Here is a 17,652-nt window from a genome sequence, read left to right on the forward strand (position 1 = left end):
GGTCCCTCCGACCTGCACCGCGTTAGCCGTGCCGGGATCGCGGCATAACGGCGGGAACGAGCCGGGAAAAGAACGCGTCTCACCGCGTAGGCGCGTCGAAGTCGAGATCTTTCACATCCGCCTCACGAAGGAGCACATGAGCATGGGCCAGGAGGTTCGCTACCGCGTCCGCGGCGGCCGTCCCCTCAACGGGACGGCGTTCATCCAGGGCGCGAAGAACGCCGTGCTGCCGATGATCGGCGCCGCCCTGCTCGCGAGCAAGGGACGCACCGTCCTGCGCAACGTCCCCAACATCGAGGACGTGCGGCGCGCCCTGGAGCTGGCCGAGCACGTCGGCGCCAAGGTCGAGTTCCACGAGGCCGAGCGTACGGCTGTCATCGACGCCTCCCGCCTGGACGACCCCGAGCGCGCCGTCCTTCCGGCCGACATCGCCGCCCGCTTCCGCGGGTCGGTGCTGTTCGTCCCCGCCCTCATGCACCGCATGGGCCGCGCCCGCATCGAGGGCGTCGGCGGCTGCAACCTGGGCAGCCGCAAACTCGACTTCCACTACCGCGGCTTCGCCCGCCTGGGCGCCGAGGTGGTCGAGGACGAGGAGCGCAACCACATCAACATCACCTCCCCGTACCTGCGCGGCGGCCACCTTTACCTGGACACGCCCTCGCACACGGGGACCGAGAACCTCATCATGGCCGCCGTGCTCGCCCGCGGGACCACGGTCATCGAGCACGCGGCCCTGGAGCCCGAGGTCATCGACGTCATCCAGTTCCTGCGCGCGATGGGCGCCAAGATCAGCGGCGGCGGCACCGGGTTCATCACCGTGGAGGGCGTCGAGGAGCTCACCGCGGTCGAGCACACCATCATGAGCGACCGCATCGACGCCGGCGTGTTCGCCATGGCGACCGCGGCCGCCGGCGGCGACGTCAGCCTGGTCGGCGCCCACCTGGAGCACCTGGGCGTCGCGCGCTGGAAGCTCGACCAGATGGGCGTGGAGTTCGCCCAGCAGGGCGCGGTGCTGCACGTCCGCCGCGACCCGTCGGCGCCGCTGCGCCCGATCAACGCGGTCACCTCCCCCTACCCGGGCTTCGCCACCGACCTGCAGTCGCCGCTGATGGCGCTGGCCACCCTGGCGGAGGGCGAGAGCTACCTGCACGAGAACATCTACGACGGCCGCTTCGCGCTGGCCGACGAGCTCAACAAGATGGGCGCCAAGATCGAGGTGGAGGGCACCCGGGCGATCGTGCACGGCCCCACCGAGCTGCGCGGCGCCGAGGTGGTCGCGCACGACCTGCGCACCGGCGCCTCGCTGGTGCTGGCCGGGCTGGTGGCCGAGGGCGAGACCGTGGTGGCGCCGGGGTACCTGGTAGACCGGGGACACGCCCAGTTCGCGTCGCGCCTGGCCGCTTTGGGCGCGGACGTGGTGCGCGAGCCCACCGCCTGAGGCCGCGTCACCCCAGTTCAGGCCGGGGTGGGAGGCGCACGGCGACGGCGCTCCCGCCTCGGCTTTCGGTCTTCTGCGTGAAACGATCATCATTGGCCCCGCACAATGGGTACGATCGCGGCAATCATGCCGTGACAGAAACAGGTTCGGGAACCAGTGGGCGCACATAGTGAAGAACGTGGAATGGTAGCGGGGAGCAGCCCGAGGTGAGTGCGCAGCGTACTGGCGATTTGACTATTGGTGTCATCGGCCCGCATGAGGTCGTCGAGCGCGTCATGCTGATGGGCCCGGGGTCCACAGGCCCCCTCAACGCCAGACTCATCGCCGCCGCCTATCGAGACGAGCAAGAGGCGACCGACAAGGTCCTGCGCCTTGGGTCGGCGATCGACGCGTATCTGTTCGCCAGTCCCGTCCCCTACGAGTTCGCGCGCAAGGCGGGTGTGCTGACCATGCCCGCCACCTACGTGCCGCTCGGCGGGGCGAGCCTGCACGAGGCCCTGCTGCGGGGCACCCTGGACGACAGATACGACCCCACCCGGGCCAGCCTGGACGTGCTCAGCCGGGCCGATGTCGTGGAGGCCTACTCCGAGGTGGACCTGCCCGTCGACGGCATCCACGTGCACGAGGAGCTCACCAGCACCGCCCAGCTCACCTCCTTCCACGAGGGGCTGTGGCGGCGCAAGGCCACCCGGATGGCCATCACCTGCGTGCGCGGGGTGGCCGAGCGGCTGGAGGCCATCGGGGTCCCCGTGATGCGCCTGCGCCCCACCAACGCTGGGGTGCGCAGCGCCCTGCAGACCGCGGGCCTGCTCGGCGCCCACCACCGGCTGGAGGAGGCGCAGCTGGGGGTGGTGATCGTGGACGTGCCCACGCTCCGCGACTCCAGCCGCCGCTCCACCCCCCGGTACTGGCGCGACGAGCTCCGCCTGGCCCTGCACCGGCTGCTGCTGCAGGAGGCCCACCGGATCAACGCCACCGCCCACCCGGTGGACGACCACACCTTCATGGTGACCGCCACGCGCGGCTCGCTCGTCTCGGCGACCGAGGGGTTCCGCCAGCCCCCGTTCGTCGAGCGGATCAAGGCCGAGCTGGGCATCGCCATCGAGGTGGGCATCGGCATGGGGCGCACCACCCAGGACGCCGAGACGCACGCGCGCGCGGCGCTCAGCCGCGCACAGGCGACCCGGCAGAGTTTCGCGGTGGACCGGGAGGGCCGGTCGCTGGTGCCCGCTCAGCGCGCGCCCCAGCGCCAGCAGACGCCCGAACCCCTGCGCACCAAGGGCCGCGAGACCCTGATGCGGCTGTCGGAGCGGATCGCCGAGGAGGACGGGCCGCTGGTCGTCGACGCCGAGAACGCCGGACGGATGCTGGGGGTCACCCCGCGCACCGCCCGGCGGCTGCTGCGCACCCTGGTCGAGGAGGGGCTGGCCTGGCCCCTGCCGCCGAACCGGACGCTGCAGCCCGGGCGCCCGCGCCAGCTGTACCGGCTCATCGTGGAAAAGCTCGACAAGGACAAGGCGGGCAAGTAGCCCCCGCGCGATGGGCCCCGCGGTGCGGGGCCCATCGGCGTGTCCGGGGTGCGGGCGTCAGCCGGCGTTGCGGCGGGGGAAGGCGTGCGCGGCGGCCAGCAGCGCGTCGTTCTCCTCCGGGGCGCCGATGCTGATCCGCGCGCCCTCGCCGGAGAAGGGCCGCACCGCCACGCCCTCGGCGGCGCAGGCCTCGGCAAAGGCGTCGGTGTCCCCGCCCAGGCGCAGCCACACGAAGTTGGCCTCGGTCGGCGGGACCTCCCAGCCGTCGGCGAGCAGCGCGTCGCGCACCCGGGTGCGCTCCTTGACGGTGCGCTCGACCCGCTCGGCCAGCTCGTCCTCGGCGGCCAGCGACGCGGTGGCGGCGGCCTGGGCGAGGTGGTTCACGGCGAAGGGCACCAGGGTCTTGCGCACCGCCGAGGCCACGTGCGGGTGGCCGATGAGGAAGCCCACGCGCAGCGCGGCCAGGCCGTAGGCCTTGGAGAAGGTGCGCAGCACCGCCACGTTCGGGCGGTCGCGGTACAGGCCCAGGCCGTCGGGGACGGCGGGGTCGCGGACGTACTCGCGGTAGGCCTCGTCCAGCACGACCAGCACGTGGTCGGGCACGCGGTCGAGGAAGGCGGCCAGCTCCTCCTCGCGCACCGTGGTGCCGGTGGGGTTGTTCGGGTTGCACACCAGCAGCATGCGGGTGCGGTCGGTGACCGCGCCGAGCATGGCGTCCAGGTCGTGCGCCTCACCGGTGAGCGGCACGGTCACCGCGCTCGCCCCGGACAGGGCGGTCAGCAGCGGGTAGGCCTCGAACGAGCGCCAGGCGTAGACCACCTCGGCCCCCGGCTCGGCCACCGCCTGCAGCAGCTGCTGGAGCACCCCGACCGACCCGGCCCCGGTGGCGACGTGGTCGGCGGGCACCCCGAAGCGGCGCGCCAGGGCCTCGGTGAGGCCGGTGACCCCGGCGTCCGGGTAGCGGTTGGCCTCCGCGGCGGCCGCCGAGATCGCGGAGACGACCGAGGGCAGCGGGTCGTAGGGGTTCTCGTTGGACGAGAGCTTGAACGAGCGCCCGTCGGGGCCCACGACCTTGCGTCCGGGCCGGTAGCCGGGGACCTGGTCGAGGACAGCCCGGAAATATGGCGAATTCCGCTCCGACACCATTGTCCTTCCTCGATACTCTGTGCAAGGTCAAGGCTACCCAGCGTGGAAACCCCTCACCGGGGAGGCCGAGGACCTCAGCGGCAATATCGCACAGAACAGGAAAAGGCACCATGGAGCACCCCCGAGCAGCGCGCACGGCGGCGGTCGCGGCCCCCGCCGCGGCGGTCCTGGTCGCGGCGCTCGCCGCCTGCGGGGGCGGCGGAGGCGGCGCGGACGGCGAGGACCGGGAGCAGGGCCCCGGAGCCGAGGCCGCCGCGAAGCTGGGCGAGGCGCAGCTGGTCCAGTACGAGGACGCCAAGGTCGTCCCCGAGGCCGGCGAGCGCGGAACCTACGGCAGGCTGGCGGGCGTCGAGCGCACGGAGGAGCTGCGCGCCTCCACCGATCTGGACAAACCCGAGTGCATGGACGCGGCCACCTCCTGGGGCAGCCTTCCGGAGGTGCGCAAGGCCCCCGCGTCGGTCGCGGTCTTCGCGCGCGGGGACGACACGGTCTCGCACACCCTTGTGGAGGTGCCCGAGGGCGTGGCGGACGAGGCGCTGGAGACCGTCGCTCCGGAGAAGGAGTGCTCTTCGTACGAGGCGACGATGGAGGACGGCTCCACGTCCTCCTACACCGTCTCGGAGGTCGACATGGACCCGGTGGGCGACGCCTCGCGGGCGTTCGCCGTCAAGACCGAGACCGGGGGCGACACGGTGTGGATGTACAGCGTCGTCTACCGGCACGGCGGCCACCTGGGGGCGGCCACCGTCCTGGGCCCGGACGAGGAGGGGGACTACGCCGAACTCCTCTCCGGATTCGCCGCGTCGGCGGTGGAGCGCGAGGAGAAGGTGCTGTAGGATCGAGCCCGGATCGAACAGGTGTTCGAGAGGGTATGGGGGCGGGGGACGATGTCGAGGGCAGCGCACAACCTGGAACGTCGCACGCACCGGCGCACGGCCGGTGCCCCCCGCCCTCCTCAGCACCGCCCCGCTCGGCCCGCTCCCCCGTCCGGCGACCGGCACCTGCTGCGCCGGGTCGACTGGGCGGCCCCGTCGGCGGCGGACTTCTACCGGTCGCTTGAGGAGGCCCTGGAGGCTCCGGCCCCGTTCCCGCCGGAGATCCCCGCGGACGTCCCGGACGCCTGAGCCCCGGCTCTGGCCCGGGGGACGCGCGGACCGCCGCGGTCCTCCCCGTCCTCGGGATCCTCCCCGTCCTCCCCGGCGCCCTGCGCCGGAGCCGGAGCGGCCGGGGGCACGGTCGGCACCACGGTGCCGGTCGCCTGGGGCGCCCCGCCGGTGGTGCGCGGAAGCGGCGCGCCGCCCTCCTCGGCCACCTCGCCGAGAACGGCCAGCGTCACCATGGTCTCGGCGTCGCTCACCGCGGCGCGCACCCGCGGACGGCGCCCCCGCAGCTCGACCGCGAACACCGCGTCCACCGGGCGGCCGTTGCGGCGGCCGGTGAAACGCATCAGCCGCCAGCACCCGTGGCGCCACACGTCCACCGGCTCGGTGCCGTCGACCACCACCTGGTTGGCCCGCCACACATCGCTGGTGCGCAGCCGGGACAGGGTGCGCCGCACCGGCACCCGGCGCACCGCGCACGACTCGCGGCCCAAGGTGCGCAGCGCCGCCTCCCGCAGCTCCGGGGAGAGCGCCGCGAGCACGCCCAGCTCCGCCGCGCCGACCACCGCCTGCGCCCCGGTCAGGCCCACGAGCGCCTGCAGGCCGGAGCCGCCCGCCACCGCCGCCCCCACCGCGGCGACGGCCAGCACGGCGGCGCGCGCGATGGTGCGCCACCCCACCGGCTCGGTACTCAGGCCGCCGAAGCAGCCGCAGCTCATCTTCGGGTCGCGCCGCCGGACCACGGCCAGCAGCGCCGCCGAGGCCGCGAAGAGCGCGGCGGCCGCCCACCCCGCGGCCGCGCCGACGGGCGCGGCGGCCACCAGCAGGGCCACCGCCAGCACCGCCTCCAGCAGGGCGGTCGCCACCGCCGCGGGCCGCTGCAGGACATCGGGCAGCAGCGACACCGGCCCCCCGCCGCCGGTCCGGTCGACCGCCTTGGCGGCGGCGCCCAGGAGCAGCAGCAGGGCGACGAGCGGCGGCTGGATCTGGATCAGTTCGGCCGGGGTCATCCCGCCTCCATCGTCGCGGTGAAGCAGCCGGCCTCCGGGCGCCCGCCCAGGGCGGTGAAGGCCGGCAGGGTCAGCTCGGCCAGGCGGCCGCCCGCGCCACCGGAGCCCTCCCGGCAGCGGTCGCAGAAGCGGCTCGCGGCCGAGGCGCAGTTCAGGACCGGGAAGACCCCGCCGACGCCGGTGTCGTCGTTGCGCACCGCCACCGTCGCCCCCAGGGACAGCAGCGGGAGCGGCAGGCAGGGGTCGGACCGGTCGCAGGCCGGTCCGCAGTCCGAGCCGGGGTCGAGGGCGGGGTAGGCGGCCCCGGCGGCGTGCGCACGCGGGTCGGTGTGCGCCGCGCGGCCGAACGCCGGGTCGTACCAGGTGACGATGCCCGACTGCGCCTCCGGGACGCGGCGCGCGGGCGGGCGGCGGGCCGTGCGGACGGCGGGGTGGGGAGGCTGCGTGGTGACCGGGACCGTGGTGTGCACGGTGCCGCCCTCGCGCACGCCCACGGCGTCGAACAGGTAGCCCGGTTCGAGGACGGGGTGGCGCACCGCCATGCGGCCCGACGAGCGGTAGGGGATCACCGCGGCGGCCCGGGGCCGCCCGTGCCCGGGGTCGACCACCACCGTGCCGCCGTCGGCCGAGACGATGGTCCCGGTGACCCGGCCGAGCTGCGCCCAGAGCCGGTCGACCACCCAGCGGCCGCCCCCGCCGCAGCGGACCAGGACGTCGTCGCCGACGCGGACGTCCTCGGGGCCGACGTCGCGGCCGCGCCAGAAGGACGTGGTGCGCTCGAAGAGGAACCGCTCCTCGCCCTTGAGCGTGGCGACGGTGAGCATGTGCGCGGTGATGTGCAGGGCCACGCCCCGCACCACCTGGGGCGACGGGTCGCTCGGCGGCGGGGCCGCGTTCTCCCCCAGCAGCGCGGCGGTGAACCTCCGCCGCTCCTGGACATCTACTGACATCGCCCCTCCTCGCCCCGTGTGCCCGCAGCGCCCGTTTCCATTCTCACCGTCTGCTGCGCGACGGCGCGGTCGACACGCGCGGCCTTCGTGCGCTCACACGGTGCTTCCGAACCGCGATCCCCAGCGTGGCAGGCGATCCCGGCGGCCGGGGGCGATCCGGTTTGCCAGATCATGCCGGTGGCATTTGCTGCGGATTGCCCCGACCGTGGAAAAGTGGTGATCAAGGCGCAGATGTGACACAACGCACGTACAGGAACGAATGGGCCGGTGATCCTATGGCCGAGACGGTGCGGCGAACGCGATACGAGGAGTTCACCGCCTACGTCACCGACCGGGGTCCGGCCCTGCTGCGGATGGCGCGCTCGCTGACACCGGGGCACGCCGACGCCGAGGACCTGCTCCAGGCGGCCCTGCTGAAGACGTTCTTCGCCTGGGACCGCATCTCCACGCCTAAGGCGCGCGACGGCTACGTGCGGCGCGCGATGGTGAACACCCAGATCTCGGAGTGGCGGCGGAACCGGCTGGAGGTGTTCCCGACCGACGAGATCCCCGAGCAGCGGGTGGACGACCCGACCGGGCGCTCGGACCTGGCGGACACGGTGAACAGGGCGATCGAACGGCTGCCGGACCGGCAGCGGCAGATCGTGCGGCTGCGGTACTACGACGACCTGACCGAGGCGCAGATCGCCGACCGGCTGGGGGTGACGATCGGCACGGTGAAGAGCACGGTGTCGCGGGCCGTCCGGAAGCTGCGGGAGGACGCGGACCTGACGATCGCCCGCGCCACGACGTGAACGCGCACGGGCGGCCGCCCACACGCGCTTCAGCGCCGGGGACCACCCGGCACGCTCTCCTCCGATTCGTTTTGCACGTCTGTCGTCGGAGTCTGTAGTCTTGGTCCGCCGAGGAGGATTCGCCTAGAGGCCTAGGGCGCCGCACTGCTAATGCGGTTGGGGGGCAACCCCCTCATGGGTTCAAATCCCATATCCTCCGCAGGTCAGGCGGGGTCTCGCACAGAGTGCGAGGCCCCGCCTTCGTGTTGGGGCCGCAATTCGGGTCGCATTTCACTGCGCCCGGTCACGGAACGGCGCGCACCACGTCCACGCACGGCAGCCCCGCCGCGTCGGCGAGCGACAGGACCCGGTGCAGATGGTGCACCCCGGGTTCCAGGCCGGCGGCCACTTCGGCGGCGAGCGCCGTCACACCCGCCGTCCCCCGCGACTGGCCCCGGCCGGAGGCGTGCACCGAGCCGTGCTCCGCCTGGGCCGACAACGTCCACACATCAGAGCCCGGGAGGGGCAGCCCCGCCGGGATCCGGGGGCGCAGCGCGGCGGGAACGCGCGTGAGGGCCGCGAGCGCGACGGTCGCGGCCCGCGAGTCGAGTCCGAACCAGGTGCGCACCGGCACCCCGAGATCGCGGGTGAGGGTGTGCTGGTCGGAGAAGTCCGCCCGGTACAGGCGGCGGCGCCCCAGGCCGGGAAGCCGGAATGCCTGCGACCCGGTGAAGTTGCGTACCGGGGCGCCGGAGACCGGGTCGGGGAAGTCCGCGCCGATCAGGCCGGACGACCACTCCTGTGCCGCCTTCCCGTGCGCCTCCCCGGCACCCAGCAGCACGGCGAGGTCGATCGGCGCCGGCCGTCGGGCCGACGCCGCCAGGTCGGCGGCGAGCAGGTTGGTCAGTCCCGGAGCCAGACCGACGCTGAGCAGGACCGGTGCCGCCGGATCGAGCCGCTCCGCCTCGGCGGCGTAGGACGCGGTGGCGGTGGCGTCGACGAAGGCCGCGCCCCGCCCGGTGGCGGCGGCGATGAGCACGGGGTCCTCGGCACCGGCGGCGTTCACCACCACGTCGACGCCGTCCAGCGCCTCCCGGTAGCCGCGCAGGCCGTTCTCGCGCAGGTCGATGCGCACGTCGGCGCGCGCGGCGTCGCGCCCGGCCGCGACCGCCGTGTGGCCGTGTTCGCGCAGAAAGCGGACGACCGGGCCACCCACGGCGCCGTACCCGCCGAGCACCAGGGCCTTCATCGCCGACCTCCCGCCGGGGCCGCGGGGTGTGCCGGGACGGCTCCGGGTGCCCGCCCCGGGAATGTTTTTGTAGTCATACTCCAAAAATGTATTTAGAGTGGCGCTATAGTCAAGTCATGAGTCCGCGATCACGCCCGGCCGCCGAGGACGGCCGAACGGCCCGCTCCCGCGCCACGCGCACCCGTATCGCCCGCGCCGCCGCCGACCTGTTCGTCGAGGCGGGCTACGCCGCCACGAGCGTGCAGGCCATCGCCGCGCGTGCGGGGGTCGCCGCGCAGACCGTCTACTACACGTTCACGACGAAGTCGGCGGTGCTCACGGCCGCACTGGACCTGGCGGTCGCCGGAGACGACGAGCCCGTGCCCACCCTCGACCGCCCCTGGGTGCACGAGGCGTTGGCCGCCGCCCCCGGTGAACAGCTCCGACGGCAGGCCGAAGGAGCCGCCGCCGTCTTCGCCCGGGTGGCACCCCTGCTGGAGGTGGTGCGCAGCGCCGCCCCCGCAGATCCGGACCTGGAGGCGGTGTGGCGGGCCAACACCGAGCAGCGGCTGGCCGTGCAGCGGGTCTTCACCGGCGCCTTGGCCGACAAGGGCGCCCTTCGCGAGGACCTCACCCCGGACCGGGCCGCCGACATCGCCCTGGCGCTACTGAGCCCCGAGGTCTACACCCTGCTCACCGGCGCACGCGGATGGACGCCGGACGAATGGACGGCCTGGGCCGCCGACGCGCTCCGCAGGGAACTCACCGACCTGCCGCCGGGGCCCGGGGACTGAGCGGCGGCCGCACCGTCGGCGGCCCCGCCGCCCGGGGAAGCGGTCAGCGCCGGGCCTCCTGGACGGCCCCGTCCCCCTCGGCGATGCGCACCGCCATCGACACCAGGTCCTCCCCCGTCAGGCCGGGCCAGCCGTGCACGGCGCCGCGGAAGTGCGCCGGGACGGCCGAGGCGCCCCACCGCGCGCCGAGCAGGCCTCCCGCGATGGCCGCGACGGTGTCGGTGTCGTTGCCCGCCCGCACGGCCTCCTCCAGGGCGAGCCGGAAGTGCTCCTCCGGTCGCGCCTCGGGCGCCTTCGTGCGGACGACCGCGGACCACGCGGCCTGGAGCGCCGCCACGACGAACCCGTTGTTCTCGAAGGCGTACGGCGGCCGGGACTCCGCCTCGTCCAGCCACTCGCCCCACCGTGCACGGTGCTCTTCGGGCAGGAGCCGCAGGCCCTCCCGCACACCCTCGAAGCCGCCGTGGACGACGGCGTGGCGGATGCCCTCGCACCACAGCACGCACGCCTCCTCGGCGAGCGGGTCGGCGTGGGTGATGTCGCTGTACAGCGCCGCGGCGGCGGCCAGCCCTTCGGGGTCGTCCAGGTAGGACAGCGCGAGCGGGGCCGTCCTCATCAGCGAGCCGTTGCCCGCGCTCGGCACCCCGGACTCGTAGCGCCGCCTCGCGGCGGCGAACATCGCCTCGGCCACCTTGGGCGTGCCGCCCGCCGGAGCGGCCGCATCGAGCACGGCGGAGGTCTGCATGCCGATGTCGGAGGCGCCCTCGCGCCGCCAGAGCAGGAACGCCTCGGCGACGCTGCGGCGGGCCGCCTCGGCTGTCATGTCGGCGTGCTCCAGGGCCGCTTCGGCCAGGCAGACGGCCATCTGGGTATCGTCGGAGTACTCCCCCGGCGCATAGGGGCCGAGTCCGCCGCCGACCATCTCGGGCGTCCGCGACTCATCGAGCCGCGCCGCGAACTCGTAGGGGACGCCCAGGGCGTCACCGCAGGCCGCACCGAGCAGCACACCGGCGGCACGGTCGAGGCGGGATCCGGAAGAGGGTGCGCCGGCGTCATCGGGCATCGGGACTCCTCGTCGTCTTCGGGCAGCGGGAAAACGTAGCGCCCGCCGCACCGCCGCTTCAAGCCCTCGACTCTGCGGGGCTCCGGGCGGAGGGCCCCTCCGCATGAAGACTCCCTCATCTGCGTTTCACGTCCACGGGGGCCGTCCGGGAGGAGGATCGGGGACATGAGACCCCTGTACCGCAACCTCGTCATCGGGGTGGTGGCGCTGATCGTCCTCGGCATGGCCGCGGTGGCGTGGGGCACCGGGCGCGGGGAGCCCGATCCGCGCCCGGCGCGCGACGTCACCGTGGGCGAGTCGCACAGCCCGTCCGAACCGACCGAGCCGACCGCGTCGCCGTCGCCCTCCCCGTCCCCGAGCGGCGACGACGATGGCGATGACGGCGATAGCGAGATCCTCGCGCCGCCCCCCGCCGTCACCGGCGACGACGATGGCGATGACGACGATGATGACGACTGGGACGACGATGACGACTGACCGCACGGCCCCCCTCGGCGCCGCGGACCCGGGCCCGGCCTCCTCCCCGCAGGAGGGGTCGGGGCCCGCGCCCGAAGCCGACGGGCGGCTGCGCGGCCGCGTCCCCGCGCGGGCCCGCATCACCGCGTGGGTGGTGCTCCTGATGACCGCCACGCTCGCGATGGTCAACATCGTCACCTGGCAGGCGCTGCGCACCGGGGTCGACGAGCGCATCGACCGCGCCCTGTCCCAGGAGATCAACGAGTTCCTGGAGGTCGCCCGGGACGGCACCGACCCCACGACCGGGCGGCGCTTCCCCGACGTCGACGCCCTGCTCCGGGCGCACGTGGGCGGACAGCACCCGGACCGGCACGAGATCATCTTCGGCCATGTCGACGAGACCGCCGGGGCCGCCGTGTCCACCGGCCGGGTCCGGCAGGGCCAGAGCCCCCTCTTCGACGCCTCCGCCGACGGGCCGGTGCGCGAGGCCATCCTCGGCAGCCCGAACGCCCGCGGTGTCACCGACACCCCCGAGGGGCCGCTGCGCTGGGAGAAGGTCCGGGTGAACCCGCCCGGCGGCGCCACGGAGGCCAACCCCGGCGGCTGGTTCGTCATCGGCTACTTCGCCGACGCCGACATGGCCGGGACCGACCGCACCGCCCGGACCCTGGTGCTGGTCAGCCTCACCGGCCTGATCCTGGCCGGCGCCGCAGCCTGGTGGGTGGCGGGGCAGATCCTGGCCCCGATCCGGCTGGTGCGCCAGACCGCCGCACAGATCACCGAGGAGGACCTGACCCGGCGCATCGACGTGTCCGGCAAGGACGACGTGGCGGCGCTGGCCGAGCAGTTCAACGGGATGCTCGACCGCCTGGAGGAGGCCTTCTCCATCCAGCGGCGCTTCGTCGACGACGCCGGGCACGAGCTGCGCACCCCCATCACCATCGTCCGGGGCCACTTGGAGGTGATGGGCGACGACCCCGAGGAGCGGCGCGAGGTGCTGCGGCTGGTCACCGACGAGCTGGACCGCATGGCGCGGATCGTGGAGGACCTGCTGCTGCTCGCCAAGGCGCAGCGGCCGGACTTCCTGCACCCGGTCTCCGTCCCGGTGGAGGAGCTGACCAGCGACATCGACGCCAAGGTGCGCACGCTCGGCGACCGCTCCTGGCGCCTGGAGGGCATCGGCGAGGGGCCGGTGCGCCTGGACCCGCAGCGGGTCACCCAGGCCATGGTGCAGCTGGCGTCGAACGCGGTGCGGCACACGGGGCCGGGCGACGAGATCCGCGTCGGGTCGTCGGTCTCCGAGGACGGCCGGACGGTGGAGTTCTGGGTGGGCGACACCGGACCGGGGATCGCCTTCGAGGAGCAGGAGCGCATCTTCGACCGGTTCGCCCGGGGGTCCGGGGGCGGCGGCTCCCGCGGCGGCGCCGGGCTGGGGCTGGCGATCGTGCGCGCGATCACCGACGCCCACCACGGGACCGTGGAGGTGCGCTCGTCGCCGGGAGCGGGGGCCCGGTTCACCCTGACCTTCCCGACCGATGTGCGGAGCCCGATGCACTGACCGCCCAGCCGGGCGGTCGGGCCCGGCCCCCCCGACCCCCGAATCGTCTTCCACGGTCGGGCGGGGGCACCGGGCGCGCAGGGACGGCGCGGATCGGCGGCGGCACAGCGGGGACCCCCGCTCCGGGCCTCGTGCCGACCGGCAGGCCTCCGGGGGAGAGGGCGGACGGACCAGCGCCCACCCCTTTCACGGGCCCCGGCCGAGCGCCGGGGAGCGAGGGGCGCCGAACGGAGGGCGGCGACGACGAAGGTCGGCGGCCCTCACCGCGGCGCTGTCGACCGCGCGGCGTGCGCGTGGTGACCGTGTCGGGCGGCGACGGCGGCAGCGGGGCGGTTCCCCGGGCCTGCCCACCGGGCGGCGGGCCCCTCGCGGTCGGGGGAGGCGGCGACACGGGCGGGGCCGGGCAGCCCTGTGGAGCGCTGATGGTGGTGGTTCCACCACCTGATCCGGCCTCAAGCGACCTTTCCGCCACACTGGATGCGGTGAGTTCTCGTTTGTGTTGCAACGCTGTCGGTCGAGGTGAAAGCGGTGCAACGTGCCGGGCAAGCGGCTGACGATCGCTGAGCGCGAGGAGATCGCGATCCTGCTCGCGCAGGGCGAGGAGGACTCCCGCATCGCCGAGCTCCTGGGACGCGACCGCACCACGATCTGGCGCGAGAAGAGGCGAAACCTGTCCCCCTCGCCCCGCGCCTACCCCGCCCGGATCCAGGCCACCGCACGCGCCCGGCGCCCCCGGGCCCGCAAACTCCAAGCCAACCCCGAACTGCGCGCACAGGTCGCCGCCGACCTGGCCCAGGGCTGGTCGCCCCAGCAGGTCGCAGGCAGACCGGCCGACACGGACCAGCCCGGCATGCGCATCAGCCACGAGACCATCTACCAGGCCCTCTACGTCCAGGCCAAAGGAGGCCTGCACGAACGGTCGACCCGTGCCCGACGCGTCGGGAATGTTCCTTTATCGGCGCCCCCTCGGGGGCGTACGAGCCCGCGAGGGCGGGCGACCGGGCGCGTTCGCGGCGGCGGTCGGGCCGTGCACGACCCCGGAGCCCCGCCGGGCGCCGCGTTCCGCGCGTACCGGGCTCGAATGGGGGCTTCGGCGGTCCTACGCGGCGGAATCGACAACCGACCAGCGATTTCGTGGCGATTCCGCCACGCAGGACGGCCTCGGGGTGCCCGAGGGGCCCAGCGAGCGGTCCCGGAGCGGGGCACCGGCCGCCGCCACCCCCGTGACCGGCATGAAGGTTTCCTCATGGCCTGCTCAGGGGGGACTCATCCCCACACCGGAGGATTTCCAGTGGTTCGGACGCGGACCACCGGAACCACCGACGATCGGGAGACGTACACCTCATGCCCGCTTCCTCCCTCACCGAGCTCGCCCCCTCCCGGCGCGCCGCCCTGAAGGTCTCCTACACGGCGCGCGCCCTCGACGCGCAGCGGCCCACGCACGTGCTCGGCGGCCCGGGCGTGCGCCCCCGCCCGGGCGACCTGGTCGTCGCCGCCGTCACCCGGATCGGCCGGCACACCCGCCTGGAGTCGGCGCAGGGGCGCCGCCGCCACCTCTTCACCGGTGACGAGGTGCTGGTGGCCTACGGCGCCCGCTACGCCCCCGACCAGTTCGAGGCCGAGGCGCCGGCGGACCTGGGGCCGTGCGACCTGGTCGCCGCGGGCGGAATCGCGGGCCTGGTCTCCAGCGCCCACGAGAACGTCCCCGAGCCGACCCGCCTGCTCCCGGTCGGGCTGGCCGCCGACGCCGGGGGCCGCCGCACCACCATGGCCGACCTCGCCGCCGCGGCCCCGCCCGCCCCGCTGCACGGCGTCCCCACCCTCGCGGTCGTGGGGACGTCCATGAACGCCGGGAAGACCACCACCGCCGCCCACCTGGTCCGCGGCCTGGCCGCGGCGGGCTACAGGGTCGGCGCCGCCAAGGTCACCGGCACCGGCGCCGGAGGCGACCGGTGGATGTTCCACGACGCGGGCGCCGACGCCGTGCTCGACTTCACCGACGACGGCCTGGCCACCACCTACCGGGTTCCCGCCGAGCGTGTGGCGCGCGGGGCCGCCGCGCTGCACGACCGGCTCACCGCCGCCGGGGCGCAGGCCGTGGTGCTGGAGGTCGCCGACGGGCTCATGCAGCCCGAGACGGCGGCGCTGCTCCACGACGGCGCCCTGCGCTCGCGGGTGGACGGCTGGGTGTTCGCCGCCGGGGACGCCGCCGGGGCCCTGTACGGCCGCGAGCGGCTGCGCACCGCCGGGCTCCCGGTGGTGGGGGTCGCCGGACGGTTCACCGCCGCCCCGCTGGCCGCGCGCGAGGCCGCCGGCCTTCTGGACGTCCCGGTCCTGGGCCGCGACGAGCTCGCCGACCCCGCGGTCGCCGCCGGGCTGACCGCGCACCCCCTGGTCGGGACCGTGCACGGGCGGACGGCGTGACCACCGCCGTACACCCGAGGGCGCCCGCCGACGGCGGGACCGCGGGGGGCACCGGGAGCGCCACCGGCACGACCGCCCTGGACACGCGCCCCGAGGAGCCGCCGCGCCTGCTGGCCGGGCGCCGCCGGTGGCTCTTCGCCGCGCTGGTCGCCGTCGGGTTCGCGCAGGCGGGCGCGGCGGTCGCCTGGGCCGCGCTGGTCGCACGGCTCGCCGGGGGCACGAGCCCTCTCGCCGCTCTGCTGCCGTGGGCGGCCGGTCTGGTCGCCGCCACCGCCGCCCTGGTCTTCGGCGAGCGGGTGCTGGCCGAGCGCATGGGGCAGTCGTGGGTGGCCGACGTGCGCACCGCCCTGTTCCGCCGGGCCTCCGCCGCCCCCGCCCGCCAGGGGGGCCGGGGCCGCTCCACCGGCGGCGCGTCGCTGCGCATGATGGGCAACCTGAGCGCGCTGCGCCGCTGGGCGGGCCTGGGGCTGGCCCGCCTCGCGGTCGCGCTGCCGCTGCTTGCGGGCTGCCTGGTGGCGTTCACGGTCATCGCCCCTCCGGTCGCCGCCGCCGTGGGAGCGGTCGCCGGTGCGGGGCTCGCGGCCACCGCGGCGCTGTCGCCGTGGCTGCGGTCGGCGCACCGGGCGGCCCGGCGGCGCCAGGCCCGGGTCGCCGCGCACGTGGTGGAGCGGATCGGTAAGACACCGGTGGTGCAGGCCTTCGGCCGGGAGCGGGCCGAGCGGCGGGTGCTGGCGCGGCGCTCGGCGAACCTGGCCCGGGAGCAGGTGCGGCGCGCCCGCGCGGTGGGCGCTGTGCGCGCCGTCGGGGAGGCGACCACGCTGGCGGCCACCGCCGCGGCGCTGGTGGCGGCCGCCGCCGCGGGGACGGGACCGGCCCAGGCGACGGCGGCGATCGCGGTCGTCGGCATCATGGTCACCCCGCTGCGCGACCTGAGCAGGGTGAGCGAGTACCGCTCGGGGTGCGCGGTCGCGATGCGCCAGATCCGCACCGAGCTGGCGCGCCCCAAGCGGCGCCGTCCGGGGGCGAGCGCGCCGCGGCTGCCGGACGGCGGCGGCGCCCTGGACCTGGAGGAGGTGCGGGTGGACGGCGTCTTCGCGCCGGTCGCCGCCCACGTGCCCGCCGGGTCGGTGGTGGCCGTGACGGGCCCCAACGGCAGCGGCAAGTCCACCCTGATGGCGGTGCTGGCGGGGCTGCTGCCGCCCGACGGGGGCAGGGTGCTGCTGGACGGGGGCGATGTGAACGCGTGCCGGGCGTCGTCGGTGCGCCGGGCCGTCGGCGTGGTCGGCCCGGACCTGCCGCTGCTGCGCGGGACCGTCGGGTCCAACGTGCGCTACGCCGACCCGCGGGTGGGCGGGGCGCGCTTCCGCGCGGCGGTGGCCTCCGGCGGCCTGGATCCGCTGATCGCCGAGCTGCCGATGGGCCTGCAGACGCCGGTACGGGAGGACGGGGGCGGCCTGTCCGCGGGTCAGCGCCAGCGTGTGGCGCTGGCCCGGGCGCTGTTGAACCGGCCCCGGCTGCTGCTGCTCGACGAGGCCGACGCGCACCTGGACACGGAGGCGGCCGGGGTGATCGACGAGGTGGTCGCCGACTTTCCGGGCACGGTCGTGATCGTCACCCACCGCCCGGAACGACTGGCCTCCGCCGACACGGTCTGGCGCCTGGGCGGAGGACTCCTGCGCACCGGTGCCGCCGGATCCGGGGGGCGCGGCTGACCGCTCCTCCTGTTGACGTCCGACGGTTGTAGCGCTCACTGGCCGATCCGGAAGGGGCCGACGCCCCAACGCAGAAGCGCTCATGCACGCCTCGCAGGCGCGTGCGGCCGCTGTCGCCATCGCCGCCTGCGAGAAGGACACGGTCGGGGCCGCCCTCTACGGGACCACGGCGCCCGTCCCCCGCGCTCCCCTGACGGCGGACATCTCCAGAGGCGCGCGGACGTTCGCGATCGGGTGCGCGATCGCCGCCGGATCCCGCAGCGCGCTGGACTTCCTGTCGGGTCCTTCCGATTGAGTCCTTCTGTCGCGGAGGTCACGCCGAACAGCGATGGGCGCGGTCCGACCGTGTTCGGCACCCCGATCGTTGATGGGACATTTCTGAACCTGCTGAGGACACGGCGATGGGCACCCGCGGCCGGTGTGTTCGGGCCGGGTGCGCCAGAGGACCGGACCGGTGGTCCGGGCGCTGAA

16 protein-coding genes and 1 tRNA gene are annotated in these 17,652 nt (G+C 75.0%); 12 read left to right on the forward strand and 5 right to left on the reverse strand.

The genetic code is table 11. The features are described 5' to 3' along the window. Nucleotides 1-136: 136 nt before the first annotated feature. Together murA and D476_RS0106095 are read left to right on the forward strand one after the other, a co-directional pair. Nucleotides 137-1,438, forward strand: coding sequence for a UDP-N-acetylglucosamine 1-carboxyvinyltransferase (gene murA / locus D476_RS0106090; RefSeq protein ID WP_017623077.1), 1,302 nt, complete (start codon nt 137-139; stop codon nt 1,436-1,438). Nucleotides 1,439-1,713: 275 nt separating this feature from the next. After that, nucleotides 1,714-2,967 (forward strand): transcriptional regulator, encoded by a 1,254-nt coding sequence (locus tag D476_RS0106095; protein ID WP_017623078.1) that lies wholly within the window; start codon nt 1,714-1,716, stop codon nt 2,965-2,967. Between the two features lie 57 nt (nt 2,968-3,024). On the opposite strand, the gene hisC is transcribed toward D476_RS0106095, so the two are convergent. Continuing rightward, complete coding sequence (hisC, locus tag D476_RS0106100; protein ID WP_017623079.1) at nt 3,025-4,113, reverse strand: histidinol-phosphate transaminase; 1,089 nt, start codon at nt 4,111-4,113, stop codon at nt 3,025-3,027. A gap of 110 nt (nt 4,114-4,223) precedes the next feature. Between hisC and D476_RS0106105 the strand changes: the two genes are divergently transcribed. After that, a complete protein-coding gene (locus D476_RS0106105) occupies nt 4,224-4,949 on the forward strand; it encodes a hypothetical protein (RefSeq protein ID WP_017623080.1) in 726 nt (241 codons plus the stop codon). Between the two features lie 209 nt (nt 4,950-5,158). Here the strand turns inward: D476_RS0106105 and D476_RS0106110 are convergent, their stop codons facing one another. After that, nucleotides 5,159-6,223: a MauE/DoxX family redox-associated membrane protein gene (locus tag D476_RS0106110; protein WP_017623081.1), complete on the reverse strand. Its 1,065-nt coding sequence runs from the start codon at nt 6,221-6,223 to the stop codon at nt 5,159-5,161. Continuing rightward, entirely contained in the window at nt 6,220-7,173 is a 954-nt protein-coding gene (locus D476_RS0106115; RefSeq protein WP_017623082.1) for a hypothetical protein, read from the reverse strand. Before D476_RS0106115 ends, D476_RS0106110 begins: the two co-directional genes overlap by 4 nt. Nucleotides 7,174-7,448: 275 nt before the next feature. On the opposite strand from D476_RS0106115, the gene D476_RS0106120 reads away from it, so the two are divergent. Together D476_RS0106120 and D476_RS0106125 are read left to right on the forward strand one after the other, a co-directional pair. Then, the gene (locus tag D476_RS0106120; protein ID WP_017623083.1) at nt 7,449-7,967 is read left to right on the forward strand and encodes a SigE family RNA polymerase sigma factor; all 519 of its coding nucleotides are present in this window, start codon (nt 7,449-7,451) and stop codon (nt 7,965-7,967) included. Between the two features lie 112 nt (nt 7,968-8,079). Continuing rightward, nucleotides 8,080-8,166, forward strand: a tRNA-Ser gene (locus tag D476_RS0106125). 84 nt (nt 8,167-8,250) lie between these two features. On the opposite strand, the gene D476_RS0106130 is transcribed toward D476_RS0106125, so the two are convergent. Continuing rightward, nucleotides 8,251-9,195: a hypothetical protein gene (locus tag D476_RS0106130; RefSeq protein ID WP_017623084.1), complete on the reverse strand. Its 945-nt coding sequence runs from the start codon at nt 9,193-9,195 to the stop codon at nt 8,251-8,253. A gap of 116 nt (nt 9,196-9,311) precedes the next feature. On the opposite strand from D476_RS0106130, the gene D476_RS0106135 reads away from it, so the two are divergent. Beyond that, nucleotides 9,312-9,968 carry a TetR/AcrR family transcriptional regulator gene (locus D476_RS0106135; protein WP_017623085.1) on the forward strand — a complete coding sequence of 219 codons (657 nt, stop codon included), beginning with the start codon at nt 9,312-9,314 and terminating at the stop codon, nt 9,966-9,968. 43 nt (nt 9,969-10,011) lie between these two features. Here the strand turns inward: D476_RS0106135 and D476_RS0106140 are convergent, their stop codons facing one another. Further along, nucleotides 10,012-11,031, reverse strand: coding sequence for an ADP-ribosylglycohydrolase family protein (locus D476_RS0106140; protein ID WP_017623086.1), 1,020 nt, complete (start codon nt 11,029-11,031; stop codon nt 10,012-10,014). Between the two features lie 165 nt (nt 11,032-11,196). Between D476_RS0106140 and D476_RS0106145 the strand changes: the two genes are divergently transcribed. From D476_RS0106145 to D476_RS0106165, 6 genes are all read left to right on the forward strand, one after another. Next, nucleotides 11,197-11,508 (forward strand): hypothetical protein, encoded by a 312-nt coding sequence (locus tag D476_RS0106145; RefSeq protein WP_017623087.1) that lies wholly within the window; start codon nt 11,197-11,199, stop codon nt 11,506-11,508. Then, nucleotides 11,498-13,045 carry a HAMP domain-containing histidine kinase gene (locus tag D476_RS0106150; RefSeq protein ID WP_017623088.1) on the forward strand — a complete coding sequence of 516 codons (1,548 nt, stop codon included), beginning with the start codon at nt 11,498-11,500 and terminating at the stop codon, nt 13,043-13,045. The genes D476_RS0106145 and D476_RS0106150 overlap by 11 nt, the downstream gene beginning before the upstream one ends. 535 nt (nt 13,046-13,580) lie before the next feature. Then, entirely contained in the window at nt 13,581-14,441 is an 861-nt protein-coding gene (locus D476_RS40045) for a helix-turn-helix domain-containing protein (RefSeq protein ID WP_083939423.1), read from the forward strand. Further along, nucleotides 14,390-15,469: a hypothetical protein gene (locus D476_RS32300; RefSeq protein WP_017623089.1), complete on the forward strand. Its 1,080-nt coding sequence runs from the start codon at nt 14,390-14,392 to the stop codon at nt 15,467-15,469. The genes D476_RS40045 and D476_RS32300 overlap by 52 nt, the downstream gene beginning before the upstream one ends. Further along, nucleotides 15,466-17,181, forward strand: a complete 1,716-nt coding sequence (locus D476_RS32305; RefSeq protein WP_017623090.1) for an ATP-binding cassette domain-containing protein — start codon at nt 15,466-15,468, stop codon at nt 17,179-17,181. Before D476_RS32300 ends, D476_RS32305 begins: the two co-directional genes overlap by 4 nt. Before the next feature lie 82 nt (nt 17,182-17,263). Then, nucleotides 17,264-17,476 carry a hypothetical protein gene (locus tag D476_RS0106165; RefSeq protein WP_017623091.1) on the forward strand — a complete coding sequence of 71 codons (213 nt, stop codon included), beginning with the start codon at nt 17,264-17,266 and terminating at the stop codon, nt 17,474-17,476. Nucleotides 17,477-17,652 lie beyond the last annotated feature (176 nt).

The organism is Nocardiopsis chromatogenes YIM 90109 (genome assembly GCF_000341185.1).
Lineage (GTDB): Bacteria > Actinomycetota > Actinomycetes > Streptosporangiales > Streptosporangiaceae > Nocardiopsis_A > Nocardiopsis_A chromatogenes.